At 71.1% G+C, this 16,040-nt stretch carries 23 protein-coding genes; 15 read left to right on the forward strand and 8 right to left on the reverse strand.

Annotated elements, in window-relative coordinates:
- The 7 genes from VM681_00950 to VM681_00980 form a co-directional block, all read left to right on the forward strand.
- Positions 1-820 (forward strand): inositol monophosphatase family protein (locus VM681_00950; protein HVL86564.1); only part of this gene is annotated, 820 nt, incomplete at its 5' end.
- Entirely contained in the window at positions 817-1,638 is an 822-nt protein-coding gene (locus VM681_00955; protein ID HVL86565.1) for an NAD(+)/NADH kinase, read from the forward strand. The genes VM681_00950 and VM681_00955, both read left to right, overlap by 4 nt.
- 32 nt (positions 1,639-1,670) lie before the next feature.
- Positions 1,671-2,081: an SRPBCC domain-containing protein gene (locus VM681_00960; GenBank protein HVL86566.1), complete on the forward strand. Its 411-nt coding sequence runs from the start codon at positions 1,671-1,673 to the stop codon at positions 2,079-2,081.
- Entirely contained in the window at positions 2,078-2,518 is a 441-nt protein-coding gene (locus VM681_00965) for a Mov34/MPN/PAD-1 family protein (GenBank protein HVL86567.1), read from the forward strand. Before VM681_00960 ends, VM681_00965 begins: the two co-directional genes overlap by 4 nt.
- Before the next feature lie 63 nt (positions 2,519-2,581).
- Positions 2,582-3,298 carry a hypothetical protein gene (locus tag VM681_00970; GenBank protein HVL86568.1) on the forward strand — a complete coding sequence of 239 codons (717 nt, stop codon included), beginning with the start codon at positions 2,582-2,584 and terminating at the stop codon, positions 3,296-3,298.
- A gap of 137 nt (positions 3,299-3,435) precedes the next feature.
- Entirely contained in the window at positions 3,436-3,621 is a 186-nt protein-coding gene (locus VM681_00975) for a hypothetical protein (GenBank protein ID HVL86569.1), read from the forward strand.
- Between the two features lie 36 nt (positions 3,622-3,657).
- Positions 3,658-3,867 carry a hypothetical protein gene (locus tag VM681_00980; protein HVL86570.1) on the forward strand — a complete coding sequence of 70 codons (210 nt, stop codon included), beginning with the start codon at positions 3,658-3,660 and terminating at the stop codon, positions 3,865-3,867.
- A gap of 48 nt (positions 3,868-3,915) precedes the next feature.
- Here VM681_00980 and VM681_00985 read toward each other — a convergent pair whose 3' ends face one another.
- Positions 3,916-4,116, reverse strand: a complete 201-nt coding sequence (locus VM681_00985; protein ID HVL86571.1) for a hypothetical protein — start codon at positions 4,114-4,116, stop codon at positions 3,916-3,918.
- 61 nt (positions 4,117-4,177) lie between these two features.
- Entirely contained in the window at positions 4,178-4,693 is a 516-nt protein-coding gene (locus VM681_00990) for a ferredoxin family protein (protein HVL86572.1), read from the reverse strand.
- Between the two features lie 125 nt (positions 4,694-4,818).
- Between VM681_00990 and VM681_00995 the strand changes: the two genes are divergently transcribed.
- Together VM681_00995 and VM681_01000 are read left to right on the forward strand one after the other, a co-directional pair.
- Entirely contained in the window at positions 4,819-5,571 is a 753-nt protein-coding gene (locus tag VM681_00995; protein HVL86573.1) for a hypothetical protein, read from the forward strand.
- 57 nt (positions 5,572-5,628) lie between these two features.
- Positions 5,629-6,696, forward strand: coding sequence for a deoxyhypusine synthase family protein (locus VM681_01000; protein HVL86574.1), 1,068 nt, complete (start codon positions 5,629-5,631; stop codon positions 6,694-6,696).
- Positions 6,697-7,057: 361 nt separating this feature from the next.
- Here VM681_01000 and VM681_01005 read toward each other — a convergent pair whose 3' ends face one another.
- Positions 7,058-7,717 (reverse strand): hypothetical protein, encoded by a 660-nt coding sequence (locus VM681_01005; GenBank protein HVL86575.1) that lies wholly within the window; start codon positions 7,715-7,717, stop codon positions 7,058-7,060.
- Positions 7,718-7,783: 66 nt separating this feature from the next.
- Positions 7,784-8,383 (reverse strand): hypothetical protein, encoded by a 600-nt coding sequence (locus VM681_01010; GenBank protein HVL86576.1) that lies wholly within the window; start codon positions 8,381-8,383, stop codon positions 7,784-7,786.
- Positions 8,384-8,442: 59 nt separating this feature from the next.
- Here VM681_01010 and VM681_01015 point away from each other — a divergent pair, with 59 nt between their 5' ends.
- Both VM681_01015 and VM681_01020 read left to right on the forward strand, forming a co-directional pair.
- Positions 8,443-9,204, forward strand: a complete 762-nt coding sequence (locus tag VM681_01015; protein HVL86577.1) for an MBL fold metallo-hydrolase — start codon at positions 8,443-8,445, stop codon at positions 9,202-9,204.
- Between the two features lie 4 nt (positions 9,205-9,208).
- Positions 9,209-10,462 (forward strand): MFS transporter, encoded by a 1,254-nt coding sequence (locus tag VM681_01020; GenBank protein ID HVL86578.1) that lies wholly within the window; start codon positions 9,209-9,211, stop codon positions 10,460-10,462.
- Between the two features lie 4 nt (positions 10,463-10,466).
- Here VM681_01020 and VM681_01025 read toward each other — a convergent pair whose 3' ends face one another.
- On the reverse strand, positions 10,467-11,075 hold the full coding sequence (locus VM681_01025; protein HVL86579.1) for a hypothetical protein: 609 nt from the start codon (positions 11,073-11,075) through the stop codon (positions 10,467-10,469).
- Positions 11,076-11,107: 32 nt separating this feature from the next.
- Entirely contained in the window at positions 11,108-11,710 is a 603-nt protein-coding gene (locus tag VM681_01030) for a hypothetical protein (protein ID HVL86580.1), read from the reverse strand.
- A 123-nt stretch (positions 11,711-11,833) separates the two neighbouring features.
- Here VM681_01030 and VM681_01035 point away from each other — a divergent pair, with 123 nt between their 5' ends.
- Together VM681_01035 and VM681_01040 are read left to right on the forward strand one after the other, a co-directional pair.
- On the forward strand, positions 11,834-12,286 hold the full coding sequence (locus VM681_01035) for a hypothetical protein (GenBank protein HVL86581.1): 453 nt from the start codon (positions 11,834-11,836) through the stop codon (positions 12,284-12,286).
- Positions 12,279-12,794, forward strand: coding sequence for a hypothetical protein (locus tag VM681_01040; protein ID HVL86582.1), 516 nt, complete (start codon positions 12,279-12,281; stop codon positions 12,792-12,794). The genes VM681_01035 and VM681_01040 overlap by 8 nt, the downstream gene beginning before the upstream one ends.
- Here the strand turns inward: VM681_01040 and VM681_01045 are convergent.
- Entirely contained in the window at positions 12,785-13,309 is a 525-nt protein-coding gene (locus tag VM681_01045; protein ID HVL86583.1) for an HD domain-containing protein, read from the reverse strand. The genes VM681_01040 and VM681_01045 overlap by 10 nt on opposite strands.
- Positions 13,310-13,369: 60 nt before the next feature.
- Here VM681_01045 and VM681_01050 point away from each other — a divergent pair, with 60 nt between their 5' ends.
- Together VM681_01050 and VM681_01055 are read left to right on the forward strand one after the other, a co-directional pair.
- Positions 13,370-14,194, forward strand: coding sequence for a D-aminoacyl-tRNA deacylase (locus VM681_01050; protein HVL86584.1), 825 nt, complete (start codon positions 13,370-13,372; stop codon positions 14,192-14,194).
- A gap of 26 nt (positions 14,195-14,220) precedes the next feature.
- Positions 14,221-15,267, forward strand: coding sequence for a hypothetical protein (locus tag VM681_01055; protein HVL86585.1), 1,047 nt, complete (start codon positions 14,221-14,223; stop codon positions 15,265-15,267).
- 10 nt (positions 15,268-15,277) lie between these two features.
- Here VM681_01055 and VM681_01060 read toward each other — a convergent pair whose 3' ends face one another.
- Positions 15,278-16,033, reverse strand: coding sequence for a hypothetical protein (locus VM681_01060; GenBank protein ID HVL86586.1), 756 nt, complete (start codon positions 16,031-16,033; stop codon positions 15,278-15,280).
- Between the last annotated feature and the right edge of the window lie 7 nt (positions 16,034-16,040).

The following is a 16,040-nucleotide window of genomic DNA, read 5'->3' on the forward strand; positions in this document are numbered from 1 at the left end:
GATGACCTTCTCCGACAAGGAGCGGGCGGACATCGAGCGCCTCTTTGCCGACATGGCCGACGCCGTGACGCGGCGCACGCTCTCGCTTGCGCCCGAGCGGTGGGGGGAGACGACGGGCATGGGCGCCGACGGGACGCCCACGAAGCTCGTCGACCAGGTGGCCGAGGACGAGGCGCGCGCGGTCCTCGACCAAAGCGGCTTCGACTTCAGCCTCGTCTCCGAGGAGTGCGGCGCGATCGAGCGCGGCGGCGACTGGTGGATCGTCCTCGACCCCGTCGACGGCACGACAAACGCCGCGCGCGGCATCCCGTACTACTGCACCACGCTTGCGCTTGGCCGCCGATCCACCGACGACGTCGTCTACGGCCTCACGCGAAACATCCCGACGGGCGAGACCTTCTCCGCCTGGAGGGGAGCGGGCGTCCGGCGGAACGGCCACCCGGTCCGCGCGGCGCCATTTCCCCGCGAGGAGCGGCCCACCTTTGCGCTCGTGCTTGGCAAGCGCGCCAACGCCACGGCCTTGAAGCTCGCCGGCATGCGGGCAAACGTGCGAGCGTTGGGCGCCGCGGCGCTCGACCTTGCGCTTGTCGCAAGCGGGGCGCTCGAGCTCTACTACCACGGCTACGGAAGCCTGCGCGTGACCGACATCGCAGCTGGCGTGCTCTTTGTGCGCGAGGCAGGCGGCGTCGTGCTCGACGGCGAGGGCAAGCCTCTGGCGATGCCGCTCACGCTTGCGCCGCGGTCGACCGTCCTTGCGGTCGGCGATCCCTCCGCGCTTGCGCCCGAGGGTCCGCTTGCCTCGTTGGGGGTGCCCGGGTGAAGCCTCCCACGCGCGTGGGCATCGTGGCGCGCGCGGACATGCCCGAGCGAGTGAAGGTGGCCGCCGAGGTCGCCTCGCTCCTGCGCGGCCGCGTGGAGCTTGTGGCCAAGGACGAGCTCGCCTCCCCGCTGTCGCTCCCCGGCGAGCCGCTTGCGCAGATGCGCGCCGACGTCATCGTCACCATCGGCGGCGACGGCACCATCCTCTACACGCTCCAGCAGAACCCCGCGCCCGTCTTTGGCGTCAACACGGGCGAGCTCGGGTTCCTCACGGAGATCCTGCCCGCCGACTTGCGCGCGGGCCTCGACCGGCTGCTCTCGGGCGACTTTGCCCTCGAGGAGCGGACGAAGGTGGCCACGCGCCTCAACGGCGAGCGGCTGCCCGACGCAACGAACGAGGCGGTGCTCAAGGCATCGCGCGCAAGCAAGATGCTGCGCCTTCGCATCGCGCACGACCGCGACCTCATCGACGACGCGCTTCGCGCCGACGGCGTGATCGTCGCCACGCCCACCGGATCGACGAGCTACGCCATGAGCGCCGGCGGCCCCATCGTCGACCCGCCGCTTCCGGCCCTCATCCTCGTGCCGATCGCGCCCTTCAAGCTCTCGTCGCGGCCGCACGTGTTCCCCGCCTCCGACACGCTCGAGATCGAGATGCTCGCGCCCGGGAAGGACGCCGTCGTCGTCCTCGACGGGCAGTTCGAGCGTCCCATCGGCGAAGGCGACCGCCTCGCGTTCACCGGCTCCGAGCAGAAGGCGCGCTTCGTACGCTTCCGCAAGCACGGCTTCGAGCGCGTGCGAAAGCACCTCGTTCGGTAGGTTCAAGTCTCCCCACGCACGTCCGCGGGGTCATGGCGCAAGTGCAGAAGACGATCGAGGTTGCCGCGACCCCGGAGGAGGTCTGGGACGCCCTTGTGAACCCGAAGAAGCTCTCCGCGTGGCTCGAATGCGAAGCGGGCTTCCGCCGCCACGGCACCGCCGTGCACGCGGGCGACTCGTTCCGTCTCGACTGGGGCGAGGAATGGGTCGCCACCGGCGAGGTCGTCGACGCAAAGCCTGGCGCGCGGCTTGTCACGACGTGGGAATGGGAAGGCGACGACGAGGAGACCGAGGTCGTCTACGAGCTCGCGAAGACGCCCAAGGGCACGCGGCTCTCCCTCACGCACCGCGGCTTCGAGGACGAGGAGACGGCAGAGGAGCACGGCGACAACTGGGAAGCCTACCTCGCCAACCTCGCGACCGTCGCGGGCGCCCGCCGATGAGCCTCTTCGACTGGTTCCGCGGCGCGCGCGAGCAGCCGGAGACATGGCCGCGCCGCCCGCCCCCCCGGCGCGTGACGAAGATCACCAAGCAATGCCTGCGCTTCATCTGCGAGAGCGCGAAGTCGACGCACCCGCACGAGTTCGGCGCCGCGCTTCGCGCCGAGGACGACACGGTCGTCGAGCTCATCGTCGTTCCCACGGAATCCGGCCCCGTCTCCGCGCACATGCAACTCTGGAGCCTGCCGCTCGACAGCTCCGTCGTGGGCACCGTGCACAGCCATCCCGTAAGCGGCGTGCCGCAGCCAAGCGACGAGGACAAGTTCCTCTTCTCCAAGTTCGGCCACACCCACATCATCGTGGGCCGCCCCTACGGCGTGCACGACTGGCGCGCCTTCGACCACCGCGGCGACCCCATCCCGCTGGAAGTCGTGGCTTGACGAACATTCGACGCTTGCGCCCGAAACGACAAGGTGAAGCCCCGCCCACCGCATGATCGTCGCATGCAGCTTGTCGAGGGCGAGGCGGTCGTCCGCGTCCTTCGCCCCCACCCCTTGGCCGTCCTCCCACGCTACGCCCCCGCCGCGTACCTTGCCGCCCTCTCCGCCGGCGCGTACGTCCTCTTCGCAAGCGACGCGTGGCGGGCCTTCCTTGGACGCGACGGCCCCGCGACCGCGTGGGCGCTTGCCGCCGCCGTCGTCGCGCTTCCCATCCTCGCCGCCGGCTGGATCGCCTTCTGGCGCCTGCGGTCGCGGCTCGCGCTTGCGCTGTGGTTTGCCACGGCCGCCGCCGTCGCGCTTGCGGCCCCCCTCACCGGCCCGGCCCACGCGCTCGCCTTCCCGATCGCGCTATCCGGCGCCGCGCTTGCGGCGCTTGCGCACGGCGAGCTTGCGCGGCGCGCGGAGCGGTGCGTCGTCACGAACTACCGCCTCGTGCTGCAGCGGGGATGGCCCGCCCGGGAGGAGCGCTCGATCCGCTTCCCGCGGCTGCTTGACCTCGAGGTCCGCCCGCTTCCGCTTGTGCCCGTCGGCGCGCTCGTCGTGCGCCTGGACTCGGTGCGGGAGGAGATCGCCGGAGGGCCCGCGCAGATCCGCGGCGTCGTGCGCCCGCAGCGCGAGCGAGACCGCATCCTCGCGCTTGCCCGAAAGTCCGCGCCGCCTGCGTACCTTGGCGACAAGGGCGAGCAGGTGCGGCGCGTCGAGGAGATCCTTCGACACTAGCCCGACGCTTGCGATGAATGATCATCGCAGCCGGCGGGGCCGCGAAACTTCAACCCTTTTCGGAAGGTCTTCATGATCCCGGGCGGCCAACGGGCGACCGGTGAGACCGGATGTCCGGCAAGGAACCGAACGGAACGTTGCGCAGGCTGTTGATCGTGGGGCTGCTCGTCGCCGCAAGCTTTGCCGTGCCGGCCGCCTCAGCCGGGGATTGCGACGACAATCAAACCAACCAGTTCCCCGTCTGCACGCCCAAGGTGCAAGTGCTCGACCGAACCGTGCTTCACAAGACGGAAGTCGTCTGCGTCGGCGACAACTGTGACTAGGCACCCCGACAACAAACAAACGCTGAGGTGACGACCGTGTCCGGCAAGGAAACGAACCGAACGCTCCGCAGGCTGTTGATCGTGGGACTGCTGGTCGCCGCAAGTGTTGGCGTTCCGGCGGCCTCGGCGGGGGATTGCGACGACGGACAGCGCTACGACGCCCTCCTCTGCTTGCCGTGGAAGGTGCAGGTGCTCGACCGGGTCGTGGTGCGCGAGATCGTCTGCGTCGGCGACAATTGCGACTAGGCCTTGCGCCGCAAGCTGCGATGAACGATCATCGCAGCGTCATCCGCGTCATCCGCCGCCCAGGCGGTCCTCGTCCAGCCGGTTGATCCATTCCTGGTGCGCCACGCGGCAGCTCGACGCCTCCGCGATGTGGTCCATGAAGGCGGGGCCCTCGTCCTCGAGGGACGTCCCGCAAAACAGGCAACGGGGTCCTCCGGCGGGCTGCGCGCCAAGCGTTCGCGCGGCGGCACCGTGCGTGGGCGGCGTCATGGCCGCCTGTGCGACCGCCCCGGGCAAAGGGTTTGTGGGGCAAGGGTCGTTGGCAGGCCGCCTAGGAGAACAGGCGGCCCTTGTCCAGCAGCACCGGCGCCTTCTTCTGGAACTCGCGCTCGCGCGTGGAGGCCTCGCGCGGGCCCTCCTCGGGCGGCGAGGGCTCGCGCGTCTGCACGAGCTCGATCTTGCGGACGAGGGGGCCCCCGGCGCCGGCCTTGGCCGCCGTTGCCGATGGCGCGGCGCCGGGCGTCACGAGCTGCGCGGCGGCGCTTGCCGGCGCGGCTGCGGCGGCCGCGGCGGCGGGCACGGGCGCGCCCTTGCGGAAGAAGGCGTTGTTGATCGCGGAGAAGTGCTTCTGGTCGGCCGGGACGTCGGCCTCGGGGAAGATGGCCGACACGGGGCAGACGGACGCGCACGCGCCGCAGTCGATGCACACCTCGCGGTCGATGTACAGCTGCGTGGCGCCCGCAAAGCCGGGCGCGTCGAGGCGCGGATGGATGCAGTCCACGGGACAGACGTCGACGCATTCCCCGGACTTCACGCCGATGCACGCTTGCGCGATGACGTGCGTCATGCCGAAGCGGCGATGGGGCCGGCGGTCAAATAGCTTTCTGGCCGAGGGCCCGGTTTCCCAAGTGCCCTTCTTGATCCGAGGCGTGTCCGCGCAAGCTTACGGCGGAGAAGCGGCCACCCAGGCGCGTGCCCACCGAATGCGCGCCCCGGCCCTCTCGTCTTGCGCTTGCCCTTGCGCTGCTTGGCGTGGTCGGCGTCCTCTGGATTTCCCTCCGCGGCCGGGTCGTGTACACGACGGACGGCCCCTCGGGCGCGCTTGCGGGCGAGGGCTGGTTCCTGCACCCGGCGGCGCCGGCGCTTGCGCTGGCGGCCGTCGTCTGCGCCATGGCGGTGTGGAAGGGCCGCCGGGACGTCGCGCGGGCCGTCGGCGGCGCCGTGACGGCGGCCGGGCTCGCCTTTGCGCTGGCCGCTTGGTTCCAGCCCGGCTACGCGGGCTCGGCGGCGATGGCGCTTGCGGCCGGCGTGCCCGCGCTGCTTGCGGGCTGGATTTCGCGTCCGGACGATGCACCGCCGCCGGCGGGAACGTGGCTTCGCTCGGACGCCGCGCTTGCCGCCGTCGCCGTGGCGCTTGCGTTGGGCCCTCTCGCCTCGGCGGCCGCGCTTCCTGCGTTCCTTGCGCCCGACCTTGGCGAGGTCGCGGCGTTTGCCGCGCCGCCGGCGCTGCTTGCGCTCGCCGCGTTTGCCGCCGTGCTGCTCCTTTCGCCGTGGGCGCTTGCGCCGGCGATGGGCGCGCTCGCGTGGGCGTTCACGTTCGACCCGCCGCCGCATCCGGGATGGCTCCTGTGCGGGCTCTTTGCGCTCGCGGGCGCCGCGTGGACCGCGCGCGCGAGCTTCGAACTTGCGCGCGCGCCGCAGCGGCGGCCCACGACGCCCGCGTGAGGCCGCAATCGCGGGTGCACGCCAACGTTTAAGGCCGGAACCCGCGCTTCCGCCGCGATGCCCACGGGAAAGAAGCCCACGCGCAAGGAGCTCCTGTCCACGCCCGTACGACAGTTCGACGTCCGTTCCGTGAAGACGGTGGCAGACGCGATCGACGCGTTCAAGGACACGAGCTTCCAGGCGCGCAACCTCGGCACCGCGCTTGCCGTGTGGGAGAACATGCTCACGGACAAGGATCGGCCCACGATCGTGCTCGGGCTTGCGGGCTCGCTCATGGCAGGAGGCCTTCGCAAGGTGCTCCGCGATCTTGTCGAGCTTCGGCTCGTGGACGTCATCGTCACGGTCGGAAGCCAGCCCTACCAGGACCTCTACGCCGCGCGCGGCAACGACTTCTGGAAGCACACGCCGAACACGGACGACCTCATGCTGCGCGAGCACTTCCTCGACCGGCTGTACGACACGCTCGTGGACGAGGAGCAGTTCCGCGAGACCGACGATTACCTCGGCCGCCTGTTTGGCAAGCTCGAGCCGCGCGCGTACACGAGCCGCGAGCTCTACGACTTCCTCGGCTCGCAGTTCGACGACCCCGACTCGTGGGTCGCGGCCGCGCACAAGCGCAAGGTGCCCATCTTCTGCCCGGCCGTGAACGACTCCTCGCTTGGCATCGGCATGGTGCAGAACTACGTGAAGGCCAAGGAGGAGGGCCGCGAGTTCCCCACGATCGACCCCATCCGCGACGCGTGGGAGCTCGCGCAGATCAAGATGAAGAGCAAGAAGACGGGCGTGATCTACATCGCCGGCGGCGTCTCCAAGAACTACATCCAGCAGACCGAGGTCATCAGCGAGGTGCTGGGCGTCGACGCCGGGGGCCACCAGTACGCCGTCCAGCTCACGACGGACTTCCCCGACTGGGGCGCGCTCTCCGGCTGCACGTTCCAGGAGGCGCAAAGCTGGGGCAAGATCGCCAAGGACGCGCGCTTCGTGCAATGCCGCATCGACGTCACGATCGGCCTGCCGCTCCTTGCCGCCGCGCTTCACCAGAAGAAGGAGCTCTGGAGCAAGCGCAAGCGGCTGCGGTTCGAGTACGAAGGGGATACGCTGAAGGGCATCCGGCAGTCGGCGTGAGGCGGCCGACGGCCACGGCGATCAGGATTGGTTCCGAAGCGCCAGCAGGTCCGCTAAGAGCGCCGGCCCCCCGACTTCGCCGCAGGACGGGCAGCGGTAGATGCCGCCCCTCGGATTCCGGACGCAGTCAACGCACGCGTGGAAGCCGCAATCCTGGCATCGGAGGGCCAAGCCCCGGAATGTCTCCGGGCCGCTTGCGAATACGACGCGCTTGGTTTCGCCCAATCCCCGGATGCGCAGCGTCTTTCCGCACGAGCCGCACGCGACCTCGTCCTCCAGCGCCAGGGGGCGTCCGTCCTTGTGCGTCCAGGCTGCCGGCGGCAAGCGGCTTCGGAAGAGGCGCCGGAAGATTCCCATGTCCTCACTCCTTGTACATGCCTTGGACGTCGCGGCAGTAGTTACCCTCGGGTGTCTCCACGACGAGGTAGACGAGGGGCTGCGTGACGGGATTCTGCTGCAAGAACGCCTGCGCCGTCGCGGCGTCGGGCGCTTCGTGGATGCGGTAGATCATCTCGATGCCCCCCCGGTCCTGCCGCTCCTCGCGCACGAAGCGAACGGAGCCGCGGGACTTTGCCGCGCGGGGACGCGGGGAGACGCGCTTCGTGGGCGCCTGCTCGCCGGTCCGGAAGGGCCTTCCGCCGTGCTTTGCAAACGCGGCCTTGGCCGCCTCGAAGGTCTCGACGGTCAGATCCTCGCCCGCCAGGATCGCGTGGAAGGTCCCGTCCTGCGAGAACCGGTAGACGCCAAAGGTGAGCGTCTCCGTGCACACGAGGGCCCCCGTGTCCTTTGCCTCGTGGATGCACGGCACCTCGAGCAGAGCCTCGCGCGCCGCGCCCTCCGTCGGAAACGCGTGCAGGATGTACGGCTCGAACTTCTGGCTCGCGTTGCGGTTGATCCAGTACGCGCTCGATTTCTCGTCCGTGTCCTGGCGTGTCCCGACGTTGTCGCGCTCGAGGAATTCGCCGGGCGTTCGCTGCTCCGCGCTCTCGGACTTGCCCACAAGACGGCTCCAAAGGCCCACGTTCTCTGCCTCCCCGAGAGCGAGGCGCGGGGGCTCCCATAAGTTTTCGCGCCGCGCGATGAACATTCATCGCGGCTTTCGCCGCGCGAGGAGAAGCGCCGCCAGCGCAAGAAGCCACAGCGGCGCCGCTGCAAACGGCGTCGAACGCTCGCGCGTCGTCGGCGGCGGATCGTCGTCCCACGCGGCGGAGGCCTGCCCGCAATGTCCAGGCAGGACCGATTTCTCCACGCGCACGCTTTTCGAATCCTGCGACACGGCGTAGGGCGGGTTGTCGTGCGCGACGGCGGCAACGGCCGCGCCGCCCTCGCGGCTGCAGTCGCGCGGCCACGTGAACGAGAGCACGAACGCGTGCTCGTACGCGCGGCGCTCCGGTGGCGTGCAATCGCGGCCCGCGAGGACCTCGATCGTCGCGGGCGAGACGGAGAGCGAGGTCATGGGAAGCCCCGTCGCTTCGAGCTCGATTCGCGTGGCGCGGGAAGCGGGCCCGCTGCAGGCGATGGTGTACGTGACCGTTCCGTCCACGCTTGCGAAGTACGCGTCGCCGAGGTCGATCCGCTCCCACGCGAACCGCACGGTCGTCGTGGTCTCGACGCCCACGCTTGGCTGCGCGAGGGCGGGCGCTGCGGCCAGCAGGAGCGACGAAAGGGCGAGCCATCGCGCGCGCACGACGTGCCCACGGGTCGGGCGCGCCTTAAGCGTTGGGGGCGCGTCGCGCCGGCCGTGGATTGTCCGTTTCCGTCGCGCGCGTCGTCGCCAGGAACAAGTACCACCTCGACGGTCGGGACGTCGTGCGGAACGAGCCGATCTTCGTCCAGCTTCCCCGGCGCGAGACGGGGTGCCTTTCGTACGTCGTGGCCGATCCGCAGACGCGTCGCGCCGCCGTCGTCGATCCGCCGCAGGATCTCGCGCCGATCCTCTCGGCCGTCGCGGCGCAGCGGCTGCACGTCGACGCCGTGGTCGAGACCCACACGCACGCCGACCACCTCTCCGGCGCGCGGCGGCTGGCCTCGCACGCGCAGGCGCGCCTCGTGCTGCCCGAGCGAAGCCCGGCCGCGTTCCCGTACGAGAAGCTCGCCGACGGAGGCGACTTTCGCGTGGGCGATCTGCGACTTCGCGCGCTTGCGACGCCCGGCCACACGCCGGACGCCATGACGCTCGTGCTTGCCGACCGTGCGCTCGTGGGCGACACGCTTCTTCCCGGCACGGCCGGGCGCGCGGACTTCTACGAGGGGGGAATCGAGGAGATGTACCACTCGCTGTTCGACCGGCTGCTGCGCCTCTCGGACGACCTTCTCGTGTACCCGGCGCACTACGGAGCGAAGCACGGCCTTCCCGAGAAGCTCTTCACGACGATCGGCGACGAGCGGCGCTCCAACGAGGCGCTCACGCAGGCGACGAAGGAGGACTTCGTCCGCTACATGACCGAAGGGTGGCCTGAGAAGCCGCACGGGTGGCGCGAGATCGTGGCCGCCAACACACGGGAGTAGCCGCGTGGTCGTCCCGCTCCTTCCCGCGCCCGTCAAGGCGGGCCTGCGCGAGAACGCGCTGCTGTTTGCATTGCTCGTGCTCGTCAACGCTTTCGTGGGCACGATGGTGGGGATCGAGCGCACGCTCGTTCCGCTTCTGGGCGAGGAGGTCTTCGGGCTTGCCTCGAAGTCGGCCGTGCTGTCGTTCATCGCGACCTTCGGCCTCGTGAAGGCCTTCTCGAACCTGGCCGCCGGCGCGTGGAGCGAGCGAGTAGGCCGCCGCCGCGTGCTCCTCGTCGGCTGGGCGATCGGGCTTCCCGTGCCGCTCCTCCTCATGTTCGCGCCGGCCCCGCACTGGTGGATCGTGATTCTCGCCAACGTGCTCCTTGGCGTGAACCAGGGCCTCTGCTGGTCCATGGCCGTCGTCATGAAGGTGGACGTGGCCGGCGAGAAGCGGCGCGGGCTTGCGATGGGCTTGAACGAGTTTGCGGGCTACGGCGCCGTCGGCCTGGCGGCCTTTGCTACGGGATTCCTCGCATCCGAGTTTGGCATCCGGCCGGTCCCGTTTGCGCTTGGCGCAGCCGCCGCCCTCGCCGGCCTTGCCGTGAGCTATTTCCTCGTCCCGGACACGGGCGGACTCGTGCGCCACCACGGTCCGCCGCCCGTCCCGGGCCGCGAGGCCTTCGTGCGGCTCACGGCCGGCGACCGACGCATCCTCGCGTTGAACCAAGCGGGGCTTGCCAACAACCTCAATGACGGCGTCGCGTGGGGCCTTTTTCCCATCCTCTTTGCCGCCGCCGTCGCGGACACGGCGGCCGTGGGCGCCCTCGTCGCGCTCTATCCGCTCACGTGGGGCGTCGCGCAGCTGGGCACGGGCGCGCTCTCCGACCGCATCGGCCGCTTTGGTCTCATCGCCGCGGGCATGCTCGTGCAGGCCGTGGCCATCGCGGCGCTCCTTTGGCCCGGAAGCGCCCACTGGGCCGCGGCCATGATCGCCTTGGGACTCGGGACGGCCATGGTGTACCCGACGCTCCTCTCGGCCGTCGCCGACGTCGCGGGTCCGCGCGAGCGCGCGACGGCGCTTGGCGTCTACCGCTTCTGGCGCGACATGGGCTTTGCCGTGGGCGCGCTTGGCGCAGGCTTGGCGGCCGACCTCTTTGGCATGCCGGTCGCAATCGGGCTCGTGGCCCTTGTCACGGGCGCCTCGGGGCTTGTCGTGGCCGTGGCCTACGGGTCGGCGGCGTGGCCCGCTGCCAACGCCGCGCGCGCGCTGCGATGATTGTTCATCGCAAGCGTCGCCCGTTGCGGAGACGCGCCGCGCCGGCGGCCGCGACGGCGCCAATCGCCGCAAGCGCAAGCGCGCCTTCGATCCCCGGAACCGCGTTGGGCGCGGCCTCGTCGTCCTGCGCGGAGCTCATCTCGACGCGCTCGCCGGCCGGCCGGTCCTGCGTCACGACGGCCCACTGGGCCTCGCCTTGGCTTCCGTGGTAGGGCATGTTGTGAGCGGCCTCCGCCACGAGGCGGCCCATGGCCGTCTGTCCCGGCGGCGCCTTCGACAGCATTAGGCGGAGGGCAAAGGGCGCCGAGACGGACTGCGTCCCCAGGCACGGGGAATGGATCGGCAGGAAAACCTCGCTGGGCTCCGGGATCGCGGTCAGCCACGGCGCGTCCCATTCCACGAAGAGGGAGACGCGCGTCGACGGGCGCTCGGGCGGAAGCGAGCACGCGTAGGCGTAAACCACCTCGCCGGCCACGACGGTGACGCCGTCGGCGGGGACCGGCTCGGACGGGACGGAGAGCGAGATGGCGGTCGTCGTTGCGGTCAACGGAAACTGCGCGGAAGCAAGCGGCGCGAGCGCGACAAAGATGCACAACCCCAGGAAGAATCTCATGCGGACCCCGGTCGGAGATCGCCCGCGCCGGGTCATGCGGTTTTTGGATAGGTCGTTTGACGCGGGCGCAGCGCGCGGGCCGCTAACAAGGCCAAGCCCCCGAGCGTCGGAACCGCCTCGTACGCAGGAACGGCATGGATTGGTTCTTCATCAAGCGTGTTCTTCGAAAGGGCGATCTCGCGCTCGATGTGGAGGTCCCAATCCACGTGCGCCGAGGTGCCCTCGTGCGGATCGTTGCGCTCGGCGACGGCACCCACCGTAACCGTCGCGGAACTTGTCGAGGGCGCGTTCTTCGCGATGGCGCGGATCTCGAAGGACCCCGTCGCGGTCACCGGGGACGCCAACGCGCAAGGGAAATGGATCGGCATCTGCAGCTCGCGAGGCTCGACGGCAAGTTCGAGCCACGGCGCGTCCGACTCCGCGAAGAGGGAGACCGTCGTTGCGGAGCGTTGCCCCGGCAGCAGGCAAACGTGCGAGTAGCGGATCTCGGCTGGCACAACGACCACGCCGTCGATTGGAAGGGGCTCGCCCGGGGGCATGATGCGCACCGAGAGCGTCGTCGGCGTCACCGACGCCTGCGCGCTGGCGATGGACGCAAGCGCAAGCAATACGAGCAATCCAACGAGGAGCCTCACGCAAACACCCCCCGGCCGGGGCTTCGGCCGGCGCGGCCATGAAGTTTTCGGTGGATATCCGGTCGCGGTAGCTTTGCCCCGGCCGTCGGCAACCCTTAAGCGCGCCCCGCCCCTCGCGCACCCGTGCGCGCGCGGTACCCTCTTCCCTTCGTCCCGCTGCTCTTGAGCATCGTCGTACCGGGCGTGCTCCTGCCGGCGGTGTTTGCGAACTTCGCCGCGCTTGTGGCAGGCGGCGAGGCCGCGCGCGCGGCCGTCGCGCCGCTTGCGGTGGCGGGGTTCCTGGCGGTCGTGATCGCATTTGCGGTGTACGCGAGTGCGCGAACGTTCTACGCGCCCATGCACGCGATCGCCGCGCACCTCGAGTCGCGGGGCGCTCGGTACGCGCGGGCGGTCGCAAGCTTGGCCGGTCCGATCGTCGCCTTCGAGTTTGCCCACCCGAGCGGGACGCTGCGCCTTCAGCAGGTGGGCTTTGGCCACTACGCGCTGGCGCGCGAAGGGCAGACGGCGTATGTGCTCGCGGGCCCCGGATCCCGCGCCGCCGTGGACGCGGCCCTGGAGGCCTGGGGCCTTGCCTGAGGGGGATGTCGATTACCGGGCGAAGGTGAAGCCGCTTGCGGCGCTTGCCGCCGCGTGTGTGACCGTCGCGTTCGCGCTCGTGGGGCTTGTCGTCTACGCGCTCGCGTACGTGGCGCCCCCCTTCGACCGGCCGCCGGCGCCCGACGGTGGCGCGTTTGCGGTGGCCGGCCTCGCGCTCCTCGTGCTCGTGTTCTTCGCGGCCAAGGGCGCGGTCATGGTTTGGATGCGGCCGGTCTGGCAGCTTGCGCGCGAGCTTTCCCCCCGCGTGCGACCGACGGAGGTCCGCGTGCGCGGGCGCCTCTTCCCCTTCCGCGTGGCGATCGAGATGCGCGGCGAGCGGGGCGTCGTCGCCGTCGAGGGGCGATCCGGCGCGCAATCGGCGCTTTCGATCGTCGCGATCCGCGGCGACCGCGCGCACGAGGTCGGAGCCGTGAAGCGGCTGCCCGCCGGGGCGGCCGACGCGGCCGCCCGCGCGCTGGAGCTCCCCGACGCGGGCGCTCACTCGTAGCGCAAGAGGAGCGCCTGAAGGCGCGGATCGGCCACGGCGCGCCGCGCGCTTTCGCGGAAGCGCGCGAGCTTGTCGCGCGGGAATCCCTCGTCCTCGTACATGCGCGCGGTGGCGGCCATCTCGACCTTGTCGAGCTCGCGGACGAGGCGCGCCTCGGGCGAGCCGAGCGATTCGTACTCGGCCCACAGCGCAAGCAGATGCTTGCGCGAGGCGTCGGGCAACCGGGCCGCAAGCTCCGCCATGGCCGCGTTCTCCCGAAGGCGCTTCTCGGCCGCGTCGACGTCGCCGGGGCGAAGGTCGCCCGTGATCGCCTCCGCGAGGTCGTGCACGATCGCAAGCTGCGCCGCCTTGCCCGCGTCGAGCCCCGTCTCGCGGGCGGCCACGAGCGCAAGGAGCGAAAGGCCCCACGCGTGGTCGGCCACGCTCTCGGGCGCGGGGACCCCCACGTCCTTCCATCCGGTGCGCGGCGTCCGCTTGAGCCGCATCGCTTGCGCGAGGAAGGAGGCGACGTCCATGCCTCCGGCAGGGCGCGGGGTTCCGAAAAAGCTATCCTGCCGGCCGGGGGCTTCCGCGCGTTGCTCACGATCGTGGAGTCGGACGCGGACGTCGCTTCGGTGGGCATCTGCGCTGCGCTTCGGGCCCTGCGGCCCTTCCGCGCCGCGGGGCGGTTCCAGGGCTCGCCGGTCGAGGCGTGGGGATCGCTTCGCATCGTTCGCATCGCGGGCTTGCACATCTTCGCCGAGCGGCTCGACGAGGAGCTTTCCGACGCCGGCCTTGCCCCGTCGGTCCTCGCGTTTGCCTCGCGCCACGCCTCCGAGAGCGGCCGGCGAAGCCTCACGGTCCACCCGATCGGCAATTTCGGCAAGGCCCCCTACGGCGGCGAGCCTGGCGCCCTGCCGCCCGCGGCGCCCTCCGTGCAGAGCTTCGCCCTCCGTCGGCTTTCCGCGCACGCCCGCGGCCTCCCCTACGACGTGACCTTCGAGGCGACGCACCACGGCCCGCTCGTCGCGGTGCCCGCGTTCTTTCTGGAGGTCGGAAGCCACGAATCCGAGTGGAACGACGCGCGCGCGCACGAGGCCCTCGCCCGCACGCTCCTTGACCTCCCCGACGCTCCCGAGGAGCCCGCCGTCGTGGGCGTGGGCGGCGGGCACTACGCGCCGCGGCACGGGGATCTCACGCGAAAGCGCCGCGCGGCCGTGGGCCACGTGCTCTCGGATCACGCGCTTGCCGCCGAGCCCCCCGACGCGTCGCTTCGCGCCGCCTTCGCGGGCTCGGGCACCCGCTCTTTTCACGTCGACGCGCGCTCCGCGCACGCCGAGCGCGCCGCGCGACGTCTCCTTGCGCTCGGCTTCTCGCCCGTCGCGCCCGACGCGTTTCCGGAGCGCGGGTCGCAACGTTGAAACGGGGTCGCGGCCCTCCCCCTGCCATGCGAGTCCGCGCGCTCCTTCTCGCGGCGGCCGCGCTTGCGGCGGCCGGATGCGCGGCCCCCCCGTCCGCCTCCGGCGTCTTCCGCGCCTCCGGCACCGACCCGGTCGTGTTCCTCGGCTACGATTACGAAGGTGCGACGGCCACGGCCTCCTTCGGAAACGTCACCCTCGAAGTCGACGCCGAGCGCGACGTCGGCGCGTTTGTCGCGGAGTTCGCGCTTGCCCTGCCCGGCGAGCTGGATTTCCGGGTCGACGTGGGCGCGCCCGGCTCGCCTTCGGAGAGCGTCGGCCGCGCCGCGGCCGCGGGCCTTGCCCGCGTCGCCTTCCTCGAATTCGTCGAGGACAAGCCTTTCCAGAACGGCGGCATCCGACACGGCTTCCCGGAGCACGGCGCGACCGGCAACGGGGACACGCTGCTTCCGCAGATCCACGCCCTCTCCGCCGGATGGGGCCGCGGCACGCTCACCCTCGACGGCGCGCCGTTTCCCGATCCGGCGACGGGCGGGAACGTCTTCCTGCTCCACTACATGGTCACCGACACCGGGCCCCGCGATCCGGTCACGAACAAGGTCACGAAGTCCGACGGCCGGACCCCGTACGATCCGGCCACGCCCTCCGACGGGCGCGCCTCGCACGGCAACCAGATCCTCCTCAACGTCGAGGGCGCGCCCATGCCCGACGACCGGCTGCTCGAGTATCGTTGGGGCGGCGGCGCCGCGTCCCAGTTCGACCACAACGAATCCGTCGTCCTCGACGCGCCCGCGCGCTTGGCGCTGCAGGTCGCCTCGCGGCCCGCCGGCCCGGCGGGGGTCGCGTCGGGAACGTTCGAGATCCTCGACGCGGAGGGCCGCCTGCTCGCGCGCGTGAGCTTCGGCCCGACGGAGACCGGCGTGCGGCAAACGTTCGTTTCCGTGCCGCCCGGAGCGTACGCGGTGCGCGCGCACGGCCAGACGGCAAACGCGCATTTCGAGGGGCGGCTGCTCGTGGACCATCCGGAGCGGTTCTTCCTCCACGTGGTCTACCGCCGTGCGACGTGGGAATCGTAGTTTCACGAAACTACGAAACCTTGTCCTCCCGCAGGAGCCCCCGACGCGTCAGCTCGCGCGTGAGCCCCGCCGCCCACGCCTTGGGCGCAGCGCGCGCGGGATGAGACCACCGGACGACGTTCTCCTCGCCGACGACCGCGCCCGCCGCGTCCCCCACGCACGCGGCCACGTCGGCCCCCAGGCAGACGACGCCGCGCGGGGAGAGCGCCCGGGCGAACGCCTCGACGGCCTGCACGCGCAGCGCGGCGACCTCCGGGATGCGGCGAAGGCGCGGGTCGGCGGGCGTGACGTTCCAGCCGGGCGCGGGATCGAGGAACAGCAGGGGGCAGGGGTTGCCGACGAACCAGTTCGCGTACGCCGTGGAGAGGTCGCCGTACGCGCGGCGAAGGAACGTGTAGACCACAAGCGACGAGCGCTCGTAGGTCCCCCTCCATTTGCCGTTCTCCTTCGTGAGGCGCCGCGCGAGGTCCGCGGGCGCGCGGCCCGGGATGTCGATCGGAAGGCCAAGCGCGTCGCGGGCGGTTCGGCAGTCCGTGAACGGGATGCCCGTCTGCGCCATGCCGTAGGGCCCGGGGTTGAGGCCAAGCGCGAGAAGCGCGCCGCGTCGCGGGGGAAATCGGGAGAGAAACTCCGTGTGGAGATCGGCCGCGTACAGGCCCGGGTTCCAGACCTCGAGTCCCGCATCGCGCGCCCGCTTGGCGACGGCTTCCCACCGCTGCGCGTTGGCGTGCCATTGGCGGCAAAGCGCCTCGACGAGAGGGTCCACGGGGCGG

This window comes from Candidatus Thermoplasmatota archaeon (assembly GCA_035541015.1).
In the GTDB taxonomy this organism is placed as follows: Archaea; Thermoplasmatota; SW-10-69-26; order JACQPN01; family JAIVGT01; genus DATLFM01.